Source organism: Amycolatopsis rubida (assembly GCF_900115345.1).
Classification (GTDB): Bacteria; Actinomycetota; Actinomycetes; order Mycobacteriales; family Pseudonocardiaceae; genus Amycolatopsis; species Amycolatopsis rubida.
Genome location: NZ_FOWC01000005.1, coordinates 558,701 through 569,763, shown reverse-complemented (window position 1 = coordinate 569,763; position 11,063 = coordinate 558,701). Strand labels below are relative to the sequence as shown.

The following is an 11,063-nucleotide window of genomic DNA, read 5'->3' as shown; positions in this document are numbered from 1 at the left end:
ATCTTCCTTCTGTCGCAAGAAGAATGATCAACCAAGGGCTTCATCCATGATCAACCGGGCACCCCCTCTGACACCCGGACCTTAAAACTCAAGCTGAGGGAATCAGCGGCTGTGAGGGTGGCCCTCACGACCAGCTCAGCGGCCGGGGAGGTGGCGCAGGAGTTTCATGCTCAGCGTCATGAAGCGGGCCCACAAGGAGCCCGGCACTCCCTTGGGCGGGCGCAAGGCCAGGCCGCGCTGTAGGGCGATCGACTGCGGTTCCGTGTACTTCAGCAGACCCTCAGAACCATTCCGTCGCCCGGCACCGGATTCCTTCATGCCGCCCATGGGGACGCCGACTGTGCCGAACGTTGCCGCGTAGCCCTCGTTGACGTTGACCGTGCCTGCCTTCAGGCGTGCGCCTACTTCCCAGCCCGCACGGCCGTTTCGGGTCCATACGCTGGCGTTCAGGCCGAACGGGGTGTCGTTTGCGCGCTCGATCGCGTCAGTGATGTCGCTGAATCCGTAGATCGACACCACTGGGCCGAAGGTTTCCGAGGCGAACGGGGTCATTCCTGGCCGCACGTCCGTGAGCACGGTTGGTTCGTAGAACAGCGGGCCGAGGTCTGGTCGGGGGCGTCCGCCGGTCAGTACGCGAGCGCCTTTCGCCCGGGCGTCTTCCACGTGCGCGGTCACGGTTTCCAGTTGGCTCGTCGACGTCAGCGAACCCATTCCGGCGTGGTAGTCCAGTGCGCCGCCCAGGCGCACTGCTGCTGTCCTGGCCACGAACTCTCGGGTGAACTCCTCGCGGATGCTGTCGTGCACGTAGATCCGCTCCACCGAAACGCACAGCTGGCCCGCGGACGAGAAGCACGCGGTGACGGCGCCGGCGGCGGTCTTGGCGATGTCCGCGTCCGGCAGGACGATCATGGGGTTCTTGCCGCCCAGTTCGAGCGAATAGCTGGTGAGTCGCTGGGCGATGCGGCCTGCCAGGTCCTTGCCGGTCGGGGTGGAGCCGGTGAAGCACAGGTAGTCGCATTCTTCCAGCAGGGCGTCGCCGATTCGGGAACCTCGGCCCAGCACGATGCGCCACAGGCCGGAGGGCAGACCTGCCTCTTCCGCCAGTTCCTGCAGCCACAGCGCGGACAGCGCGGTCTGGTTGTCCGGTTTCTGCACGACTGCGTTCCCGGCGGCGAGGGCGGGGAAGACGTCCATCGCGGTCAGGGCCAGCGGGTAGTTCCAGGGAGAGATGATTCCGACGACGCCTTTGGGGTGCCGCAGTTCGCCTGCTCGCGTCAGGCCCGGGATCACGCCGGGCGCGCGGCGCGGGGAGAGGATTTTCGCGCTGTGCTTGCCGTAGTAAGCCGCGACCAGCACGGTGGAGCTGACCTCGTCGAACGCGTCGATCCGGGCCTTGCCCGCCTCGACCTGGACCAGATCGAGGACTTCCGCTTGGCGAGCGAGCACCAGGTCGTGCAGTCGCATGAGGAATTGCTGACGCCGGGTCGCCGGCAGCGCTGCCCACTCGCGTTGCGCGTCGCGGGCGGAGGCGAAAGCGGCGCGCACTTCGGCGTCGTCGGCCTGGGGGAGAGAGGTGATCGGCTGGCCGGTGAAAGGCGCGGTCATCTGCACCGGTGCGTTGTCGGCACCGCCGGTCGCGCGGGACGCGAGTGCGGCCGCGCGGGACGCGGACGGGGCGCCTGCTACGCCGCCGACGGTTGCGGGCAGGGGCTGGCCGGTGAGGTTCGCCGGGGTCGTACTCGTCATCGAGCGCACCTTCTTCCGTGCGGGGCCGGGTGTTACCGACGAGTACACCATACCGGCGGTATGGACACTAGTCGCCCGAGTACAGCAGCACGGCGATCCGCTTCCACTCCTCCAGCAGCTGACGGCGCCGACGCGGGTCGCCGCCCAGCTCGGCGTCCAGGGCGAGGCCCCGGGTGAGGTTCACGGTGAGCCAGAACAGCATCTCGGCACGCTCTTTCGGCAGGTCGCCGGCGACCTCGCTGATGTGCTCCAGCGTCGCCCGGCCCAGCGCGCGGTCGACCGGCCGGATCGCGGCGCGCAGTTCCGGGTCGGTGCGGGCGGCGACCCACAGCTCGGTGACCGCGGTGGACAGCGTGCCTGAATAGCCCTCCCACAGCAGGTCGATCGCCGCTGCGACGCCGGACGCGCCGCCCGGCAGCGAACCGAGCGAGGCGGCGAGCTGGGTGCGCAGCTTCGTGGTGAGGTGCTCGACCGCGGCTGCCATCAGCTCCGCCTTCGTGGCGAAGTAGTGCTGCACCGCGCCCTTCGAGACTCCCGCGCGGGTGCAGATCTCCTGCACCGACGCCCGCGAGTACCCGATGTCGACCAGGCAGTCGATCGTCGCGTCCAGCAGGGCGGTGCGCGTCTGCTCGCGGCGTTCGGCCTGGGTGCGGTGTCCCCGGGCGACCTCGGTCATCGCGGCTCCTGCTTTACCTACCGGACGGATGGGATGTACATTCCGGCTAGAACTTACCTGCCAAGCGTCATGTTTTCCAGTTCGCGGGAGGCCCAGCCGTGCCGTTGCAGACCCAGAAGAGCTCGTGGAGCAGCACCGAACTCGAAGACCTCCGGGAGCTCGCCCGGTCGTTCCTGCAGAAGGAATTCGTGCCGAACCAGGAGCGCTGGGCGGCGGAGAAGAAGCTCGACCGGGAAATCTGGACCAAGGCGGGCGAACTCGGCCTGCTGTGCCTGTCGATCCCGGAGGGGTACGGCGGGGGCGGCGGCACCTTCGCGCACGAAGCCGTGCTGTACGAGGAGCAGGCCCGCGCCGGGGACAGTGCGTGGGGCGTCACTGTCCACAGTGGAATCGTCGCGCACTACATCCTGGCGTACGCGTCGGAGGAGCGCAAGCGCGAGTGGCTGCCGAAGATGGCCACCGGCGAGATGGTCGGCGCGGTCGCGATGACCGAGCCGGGCACTGGTTCAGACCTTCAGAACATCAAGACGCGCGCGGTCCGCGACGGCGACCACTACGTGATCAACGGCGCGAAAACGTTCATCACCAACGGTTTCCACTCCGACCTCGTCGTGGTCGCGTGCAAGACCGACCCGGACGCCGGCGCGCAGGGCGTCTCGCTGATCGTGGTCGAGACCGACACCCCGGGCTTCCGCCGCGGCCGCGTGCTCGACAAGGTCGGGCTCAAGGGACAGGACACCGCCGAGCTGTTCTTCGACGACGTCCGCGTGCCCGCGGCGAACCTGCTCGGCGACGCCGAGGGCCAGGGCTTCATCCAGCTGATGCTGCAGCTCCCGCAGGAACGGCTGATCATCGCGGTGACCGCGGTGGCAGGCCTGGAAGCCGCGGTGAACCTGACCATCGACTACACCAAGGAACGCACGGCGTTCGGCCGCCCGATCTTCACCTTCCAGAACACGAAGTTCAAGCTCGCCGAGGCGGCGACGGAAGCCGCGGTGTCGCGCGCGTTCCTCGACCAGTGCATCGAACGGCACCTGCGCGGCGAACTCGACGTGCAGGGCGCGGCCATGGCGAAACTGTGGACCACCGAGCGGGTGAACAAGGTCGTGGACGACTGCCTGCAGCTGTTCGGCGGCTACGGCTACATGACCGAGTACCCGATCGCGCGGGCCTGGGCGGACGTGCGGATCTCGCGGATCTTCGGCGGCACCAGCGAGATCATGAAGGAAATCATCTCCCGCACGCTCTGAACTCGTTGCTGCGAAAGGATTCCCCGTGAAGCAAGGTCCGCTCGCCGGGCTGCGGGTGGTGGAGCTGGCCGGGCTCGCGCCTGCTCCGTTCGCCTGCATGGTCCTGGCCGACCTCGGCGCCGACGTGATCCGCGTCGACCGCGCCACCCCGGGCTCCGACGTGCTCGGCATCCCGAACGACCCGCTCGCCCGCGGCAGGCGCTCGGTCGGGGTGAACACGAAAACGCCCGAGGGCGTCGAGTTGGTGCTGAAGCTGGCCGAACGCGCCGACGTGCTGATCGAAGGCTTCCGGCCGGGCGTCGCGGAACGGATGGGCATCGGCCCGGAGCAGGTGCACGCACGCAACCCGCGGCTCGTCTACGGCCGGATGACCGGCTGGGGCCAGGACGGTCCGCTCGCGTCGGCGGCCGGGCACGACATCAACTACATCGGCGTGGCCGGCGCGCTCGACCCGATCGGCCGGGCAGGCGAACGCCCGGTGCCGCCGCTCAACCTGGTCGGCGACTTCGGCGGAGGCGGCCTGATGCTCGCCATGGGCGTGCTGGCCGCGCTGCACGAGCGCACGACGTCCGGACGCGGCCAGGTCGTGGACGCGTCGATGGTGGAAGGCGCGGCGCTGCTGACCACGAGCCTGCACGGGATGCGCGCGGCGGGCGTGTGGCCGGGGGAACGCGGCGAGAACCTCCTCGACGGCGGAGCCCCGTTCTACGACACCTACGAGACCGCGGACGGCAAGTACGTCGCCATCGGCGCGATCGAGATGCGGTTCTGGGCCGACCTGGTCAAGGTGCTCGGGCTGGAGAACGAAGACCTGCCGGCGCACGTCGACCAGAGCCAATGGCCGCGGCTGCGCGAGATCCTGGCCGGCGCGGTCGGCCGGTTCACGCGCGACGAACTGGTCGCGCGGGCGGAAGGCACCGACGCGTGCCTCACCGCGGTGCTGTCGCCGTGGGAAGCCGCCGAGCATCCGCAGAACGCGGCGCGCGGGACGTTCGTGGACATCGGCGGCACGGTGCAGCCCGCTCCGGCGCCGCGGTTCGACCGGACGCCCGCGGCCACGCCGGAAGCACCGCACGAGAAGGGCTCGGACACCGCGGAGGTGCTGGCGGAGCTGGGGTACGACAGCGAGGGCGTGGCGGGGTTGAGGGAGGCGGGTGTCGTGAGTGCTGATCACGGTTAGAACCGCGATCAACACTCACGAGGGCAGATCGGACCGGATCACCGAGTAAAGGATGTGATCGCGCCACTGCCCGTCGCGGAAGTCGAACCCGCGCAGGACGCCCTCGCGGGTGAACCCGGCCTTCTCCAGCGAACGCTGCCCGGCCCGGTTGCCGACCTCGGTGCTGGCCTCGACGCGGTTGAACTGCGTGTGCGCGAACAGGTAGCGCGCGAGCTGCCGCTGCGCCTGCGCGCCGAGGCCGTGCCCGCGCGCCTCCGGCAGCAGGACCATGCCGATGTTCCAGCAGTAGGTGTGCGGGCCGGTCCGCGTGCGATGCCACGACACGAGCCCGAGCGGGCGTTCGCCGAGCGTGGGGACGAGCATGCCGTTGTCGGTGGTCAGCATGCCGTTTTCGCGCCAGAGCCGCCGGACGTAGCCGGGGTCGTGCCAGCCGAACCACTGGTGCTCGCCGACCGTCTCCGGGTCGTTGGTCAGGGCCTCCAGCAGACCGAGGTCGGACTCGCGCACCGGGCGGAGAGTCACTGGGCCGTCGTCCATCGCCGGAGCGTACCGGGGGCGGCCTCCTGGCCCGGCTCACCCGATGGTGACCAGGGTCACCCGGCCGTGAGCTTTCTGGCTGGATCGGGGCCTGCGACGGGCCAATCCGGCGTGCCGTCACTACAGTGGGAGCCGACTCTGCCGAGGCGGGGCCGGCGCCGGTCCGGGCGCCGGGGGAGCGGAGGGGAACGAAACCATGTCGAGCGGCCTGAAGAAGATCGTCGTCGTCGGAGTGGTCGCGCTCGTGCTGTTCTTCCTGATCACGCAGCCCACCAACTCCGCGGCCTTCGTGCACCGCGTGCTCGGCTGGCTCAAGGACGGCGCCGAAGCGATCGTCACCTTCTTCAAGAGCCTCTTCGCCTGACCCCGGTTTCCCCTCGCCGGACCGCTTTCGAGCGCCGTCCGGCCAACTAGTCACGCTTTGTCACCGGATCCCGGGATTCGGGCACTTCGCTCGACCATCCGGGTGGATTGGCCCGTGAAACCGCCTGGTCACGGAATTTCCGGGGTCCGGGGTATGGCGGAGAAAGCGGGTGCCGCCCTACGGTGCTCACATTGCGTGATCAGCCGGTTCTCCGATCCCCCGGGAACCGGGTCACGGCGGGTTTTCGGCCCGGTCACGCGTGGGGAGCCAATCGTGGACGCGCAACGGGGCAGGCGATCGCAATGCCTGCCCGTCGGGGACCGATGAGGAGGCAGGGATGACCGGAGATCCCGGAGTGGACGCGTTGATCCGGCAGTGGTCGGCCGAGCGCGAGAAGACCCCTGAGGAGCAGGAGGTCGACCGCATCGCCTCGGCCTGGCTGGCCGACGCGCCGGCCGCTCCGCCCGGCATCCCCGGCCAGCGCGCCCGGTCCGGACCCGCCCGCTGGGCCCCGGTCGAGGCCGCCGACCCCGGCTACCTCGACGCGATGCGCGCCCGGCTGCCGGAGGTCCCGGAAGACCTGCTCGTCGCCGCCGCGGGCTGGTGGCAGATGGTCGGCGACGTCGCCGAAGCGCAGCAGTGGTGGGACGCCGGGATCAGCCCGCTGGACCAGCGTGCCCTCGACTACCGGGCGGCCGGTCTCGCGCCGTCCGACCTCGCTCGGCGGCTCGGCCCGATGACGGTGCTGCAGCATCTCCGCCGGGGCAGCGCGCCCGCGTGGTGCGTCGCGCGCTTGGCGCGGCAGCAGAAGCCTGCCTGATCGTTCGTCCCGCGCGGCTCGCGCGGGAAGAAGCCTGGTTGACAGCTGTGGTGCCTGGCCGGCGAATCGGCCAGGCACCACGGCGAAGCGCCCGTCGCGGTGCGGCGGAAGGCATTTCTTGATCGGGAGTGCCCGAAGCCGCATGCGGCGGACGTTCTCTTCGGCGGTGCCGCCACCCACCAGCGGTCGAAGCGCTTGGCGCGGCCGGTCGGCGAACCGCGCCGGAGGCCGCTTCGATCACACCCGCCTCGGCCTGGGGCTGGCGGTGTTTGTGCGGCGTCAACCGTCCACCTGACGGAACCGGACTACCCGGCCGGGTGAACCGGCGTGGCGGCGACCATGGCGATGCGTGCGTAACGCTAACCTGCGCGGGCTCGTTGTGTGTTGCGAACCCCAAGCCATGCTGGAGGACCGGAGTTTCGTGCCCGCCACCGGACAGACCCCCGACACCGCGCGGACCGGGGACGAGACCGCGGCTCCCGCTGCCGCCCCCTCGCCCGCCCGTCGCGGTCATGGCGCCGCGCTCGCGGTGCGGCTCGCCGTCGTCGTCGCGGTGCTCGCGGTCGCGGGCGGCGGGGTCTGGATCGTCACCAGGGCGGCCGCCCCGGAGGCCAGCCCGACCACGACGGACATCCCGGCGCTGAGCGTCAAGGCGGTCGACGTCAAACCCGGTTCGATCGCGCCGGTCAACGCCGTCGCCGCGGGCGGGGCGGCGGACCAGGGCACCGCACCGCAGTCGGCGCGCCCGACCGGCGGCGACCCGCTGCAGGCCTGGGCGGACAAGGTCGCGCCGGTCACCGGCATCCCGGCGAGGGCGGTGCGCGCGTACGGCAACGCGGAACTCGCGATGCGCGAGGTCGACCGCGGCTGCCACATCTCCTGGGCGACGCTCGCCGGCATCGGCCGCATCGAGTCCAACCACGGCCAGTACGGCGGAGCGGTCCTCGGCGCGGACGGCCGCCCGTCGAAGCCGATCATCGGCGTGCCGCTCGACGGCTCCTCCGGAGTCCGCGCGATCGGCGACACCGACGGCGGCCAGCTCGACGGCGACCCGGTCGCCGACCGCGCGGTCGGCCCGATGCAGTTCATTCCGGGCACCTGGCGGAAATGGGCGTCGGACGCCACCGGCGACGGCCGCGCCGATCCGCAGCAGATCGACGACGCCGCCCTCACCGCCGCCCGCTACCTGTGCGCGGGCGGCCGCGACATGGCCAGCCCGGCGGGCTGGTGGGCGGGGATCCTGTCGTACAACAACTCGACGGAGTACGCGCAGAAGGTCTTCGGCCTGGCCGACGGCTACGCGAAGGCGGCGCAGAAGGTGCAGGCGGGCTGACGCTCCCGGTCGCCGCGCTGCTCGCCCCGGCCGCTGGTACGTGAGGGGGACTCTGAGGGAATCAGATTCCGTCAGAGTCCCCCTCACGTACTTCCGCTGCGGCTACCAGGGCCGTGGGGCCCAGGTCACGACCTCGCCGCCTCTCCGCAACGTCGTTCCCGGCCAGTGCTAGCGTCGATGCCGTGCCCGCAGATCCCGGCCCGGCCGCGTCCCCGCTCGGGCGCCGGCTCATGATCGCCGCCACGAGCGTCGTGAGCCTGGCGTTGTGCTGCGGGCTGGCCTGGTGGCAGTGGGACCGGTTCACGTCCGCCACCGGCACCTTCCAGAACCTCGGCTACGTGCTGCAATGGCCGCTTTTCGGGCTCTTCCCCGCGTTCATGTTCTGGCGCATCAAGAAGCTGCGCGAACGCGAGGAGGAAGCCGCCGGGCAACCCGGACAGCCGGCTCCGGCTCCGGCTCCGGTCCGCGTGCCCGCGCCGCGACCGGCCGCGGCTCCCGTCGAAGAAGACGACGAACTCGCCGCCTACAACCGCTACCTGCGCGAGCTCAACGCCCGCGACCAGCAGTCCTGAACGCCCGCGGAAGTGAGGACGCTCCCATGACGACCAGCACCGACGGTGCCGCCCCTGCCCGCCAGTCGAAGGTGTCCGGCTCGCTGACCCGGTTCCGGACCAGCGCGTACGTGACCGGTGTCGGCCTGCTCGCCCTCTGCGCCACCATGATCATCGAGTACGGCTTCGGCAACGCCGCGCCCGCGCAGGTGTACTCGCCGATCCACGGCGTGCTCTACATGATCTACCTGGTGCTCACCATCGACCTCGCGATCAAGGCCCGCTGGTCGATCAAGAGCACCGTCCTGGTGCTGCTGGCCGGATGCGTCCCGTTCGTGTCGTTCGTCGTCGAGCGGCGGGTGACGCACCGCGTGCAGGCCGGGCGCGACGTCTTCTGAGCACCGAAAAAACCGCGGCACCCGGACTTCCGGGCGCCGCGGTTTTTTCGTGTCAGGGTCAGGAGCCGAAGCCGATGCCGGTCAGCGACCGGACCTCCATCTCCGCGTGCTTGGCCGGATCGCCCTTCGAGCGGCCGGCGAAGGTGCCGATCGCGCCGCACAGGAACGACACCGGGATCGACACCAGGCCCGGGTTCTTCAGCGGGAACCAGTGGAAGTCGACGCTCGGGAAGATCGAGTCCGCGGCTCCCGACACCACCGGCGAGAACAGCACCAGCACGACGCAGGCGATCAGCCCGCCGTAGATGCTCCACAGCGTCCCGGTGGTGTTGAACCGTTTCCAGAACAGCGAGTACAGCAGGGTCGACAGGTTCGCCGACGCCGCCACCGCCAGCGCGAGCGCCACGAGGAACGCGATGTTCTGGCCGTTGGCGAGGATGCCGCCGAGGATGGCGAGCACGCCGATCACGACCGCGGTCAGCCGGGCGACCCGGACCTCGTCCTCCGGCTCCGCCTTGCCGCGTTTCACTATGTTGGCGTAGACGTCATGGGCGAACGAGGCGGACGCGGTCAGCGTCAGCCCGGCCACCACGGCCAGGATCGTCGCGAACGCGACCGCCGAGATGACACCGAGCAGCACCGTCCCGCCGACGTGCAGGGCCAGCAGCGGCGCGGCCGAGTTCTCGCCGCCGGGCGCGGCCTTGATCTCGTCCGGGCCGACGATCGCCGCCGCGCCGAAGCCGATCACCAGCGTGCACAGGTAGAACACGAACATGCACGCGGTCGCCCACACCACCGAGCGGCGCGCTTCGCGGGCGTTCGGCACGGTGTAGAAGCGCATCAGTACGTGCGGCAGCGAGGCGACGCCGAGCACCAGTGCCAGCGACAGCGACACGAAGTCGAGCTTCGTGGTCCCGTTCTTGCCGTAGGAGCCGCCGGGGGAGAGCAGGTCCTTGCCCATCGGGCTGCGGTCGGCGGCCGCGCGCAGCAGGCTGGAGAAGTTGAAGCCGTACTTGCCCATCAGGAACACCGTGATCAGCGAGGCCGCGGTGAGCAGGATGGTGGCCTTGATGATCTGCACCCAGGTGGTGCCCTTCATGCCGCCGAGCAGCACGTAGGAGATCATCACCAGCCCGACCACGGTGATCACCAGCGCCTGGCCCCACTTGGAGTGGACGTCCAGCAGCAGCGCGACCAGGCCGCCCGCGCCCGCCATCTGCGCGAGCATGTAGAAGAAGGAGATCACCAGCGTCGACGTGGCCGACGCGGCGCGCACCGGACGCTGCTTCATCCGGAAGCTGAGCACGTCGCCCATGGTGAAGCGGCCGGTGTTGCGCAGCAGTTCCGCGAGCAGCAGCAGGTCGACGAGCCACGCGACGAGGAAGCCGATGGAGTAGAGGAAGCCGTCGTAGCCGTTCATCGCGATCGCGCCCGCGATGCCGAGGAACGACGCCGCGGACAGGAAGTCGCCGGACAGCGCGACGCCGTTCTGCCTTCCGGTGAAAGCGCTGTCCGCGGTGTAGTAGCCCGACGTCGACGAGCGGCGGTTGCCCGCGCGGTAGACCACGTAGAGGGTGATCGCGACGAACAGCGCGAACACCCCGGTGTTGATCAGCGGGTTGCTCTCCGAAGCTCCTTCGGCGAGCGAAACGGTGGTCACTGGGGTGTTCCTTCCGTGACAGGGGTGGCCTGCGCTCGGATCTCGGCGGCGCGCGGGTCCATCTCGCGGTCGGCGAAGCGGACGTACAGCGCGGTGATGACCGCGGTGGTGACGAACTGGCCGAGGCCGAGCAGCATGCCGACGTTGACCAGTCCGAAGACCGGCGTGCTCATGAACTCGCCCGCGTAGGCGGCGAGCACGACGTAGGCGAGGTACCAGACGAAGAACCCGATGCTCATCGGGAACACGAACCGGCGGAAGCGGCTGCGCAGCGAGCGGAACTGGGGGCTGCGCTGGATCTGCTCGTAGTCCGGGCCGCTTGTGCGGCGCCTGCCGCGCGGGGCGGCGTCGCCTTCTGCGCGGTCGAACAGCGCGGGCATCTGGCCGGTGTCCTCGGCCGCGGCGGCCGGTCCGGTGGTGCGCGCGACGTTGTGCATGGCTGCCTCCGGCAACTTGCGCGGTGGATGGCGCCGGGCTCGTTCGGGAAAGCGCCCGGATCGCCCTTGCGGACGGGGAGGCGGCCATAGTAACGACGCCGCCGGAACGCG

At 70.2% G+C, this 11,063-nt stretch carries 12 protein-coding genes; 7 read left to right on the top strand and 5 right to left on the bottom strand.

The genetic code is table 11. The annotated features are described in order from the left end of the window. Positions 1-135: 135 nt before the first annotated feature. Positions 136-1,746 carry a succinic semialdehyde dehydrogenase gene (locus BM362_RS23130; RefSeq protein WP_093574473.1) on the bottom strand — a complete coding sequence of 537 codons (1,611 nt, stop codon included), beginning with the start codon at positions 1,744-1,746 and terminating at the stop codon, positions 136-138. A gap of 67 nt (positions 1,747-1,813) precedes the next feature. Continuing rightward, positions 1,814-2,422, bottom strand: a complete 609-nt coding sequence (locus tag BM362_RS23125; RefSeq protein WP_067595111.1) for a TetR/AcrR family transcriptional regulator — start codon at positions 2,420-2,422, stop codon at positions 1,814-1,816. Between the two features lie 98 nt (positions 2,423-2,520). Between BM362_RS23125 and BM362_RS23120 the strand changes: the two genes are divergently transcribed. Beyond that, positions 2,521-3,672 carry an acyl-CoA dehydrogenase family protein gene (locus tag BM362_RS23120; RefSeq protein ID WP_093574472.1) on the top strand — a complete coding sequence of 384 codons (1,152 nt, stop codon included), beginning with the start codon at positions 2,521-2,523 and terminating at the stop codon, positions 3,670-3,672. A gap of 25 nt (positions 3,673-3,697) precedes the next feature. Then, positions 3,698-4,852 (top strand): CaiB/BaiF CoA transferase family protein, encoded by a 1,155-nt coding sequence (locus BM362_RS23115; RefSeq protein WP_093574471.1) that lies wholly within the window; start codon positions 3,698-3,700, stop codon positions 4,850-4,852. A gap of 15 nt (positions 4,853-4,867) precedes the next feature. Here BM362_RS23115 and BM362_RS23110 read toward each other — a convergent pair whose 3' ends face one another. Continuing rightward, positions 4,868-5,389, bottom strand: a complete 522-nt coding sequence (locus BM362_RS23110) for a GNAT family N-acetyltransferase (RefSeq protein WP_067595102.1) — start codon at positions 5,387-5,389, stop codon at positions 4,868-4,870. 196 nt (positions 5,390-5,585) lie between these two features. Here BM362_RS23110 and BM362_RS47570 point away from each other — a divergent pair, with 196 nt between their 5' ends. The 5 genes from BM362_RS47570 to BM362_RS23090 all read left to right on the top strand — a co-directional run bounded on the left by BM362_RS47570 (position 5,586) and on the right by BM362_RS23090 (position 8,855). After that, positions 5,586-5,753, top strand: a complete 168-nt coding sequence (locus BM362_RS47570; protein WP_162836029.1) for a hypothetical protein — start codon at positions 5,586-5,588, stop codon at positions 5,751-5,753. Between the two features lie 337 nt (positions 5,754-6,090). After that, a complete protein-coding gene (locus BM362_RS23105; RefSeq protein WP_067595099.1) occupies positions 6,091-6,573 on the top strand; it encodes a hypothetical protein in 483 nt (160 codons plus the stop codon). A gap of 400 nt (positions 6,574-6,973) precedes the next feature. Then, the gene (locus BM362_RS23100) at positions 6,974-7,906 is read left to right on the top strand and encodes a lytic transglycosylase domain-containing protein (protein ID WP_067595097.1); all 933 of its coding nucleotides are present in this window, start codon (positions 6,974-6,976) and stop codon (positions 7,904-7,906) included. 230 nt (positions 7,907-8,136) lie between these two features. After that, the gene (locus tag BM362_RS23095) at positions 8,137-8,478 is read left to right on the top strand and encodes a hypothetical protein (RefSeq protein WP_208865306.1); all 342 of its coding nucleotides are present in this window, start codon (positions 8,137-8,139) and stop codon (positions 8,476-8,478) included. A gap of 26 nt (positions 8,479-8,504) precedes the next feature. Beyond that, entirely contained in the window at positions 8,505-8,855 is a 351-nt protein-coding gene (locus BM362_RS23090) for a DUF3817 domain-containing protein (protein ID WP_067595785.1), read from the top strand. Between the two features lie 58 nt (positions 8,856-8,913). Here BM362_RS23090 and BM362_RS23085 read toward each other — a convergent pair whose 3' ends face one another. Both BM362_RS23085 and BM362_RS23080 read right to left on the bottom strand, forming a co-directional pair. Beyond that, positions 8,914-10,515, bottom strand: a complete 1,602-nt coding sequence (locus tag BM362_RS23085) for a solute symporter family protein (RefSeq protein WP_067595783.1) — start codon at positions 10,513-10,515, stop codon at positions 8,914-8,916. Next, the gene (locus tag BM362_RS23080; RefSeq protein WP_067595781.1) at positions 10,512-10,952 is read right to left on the bottom strand and encodes a DUF485 domain-containing protein; all 441 of its coding nucleotides are present in this window, start codon (positions 10,950-10,952) and stop codon (positions 10,512-10,514) included. Before BM362_RS23080 ends, BM362_RS23085 begins: the two co-directional genes overlap by 4 nt. Positions 10,953-11,063 lie beyond the last annotated feature (111 nt).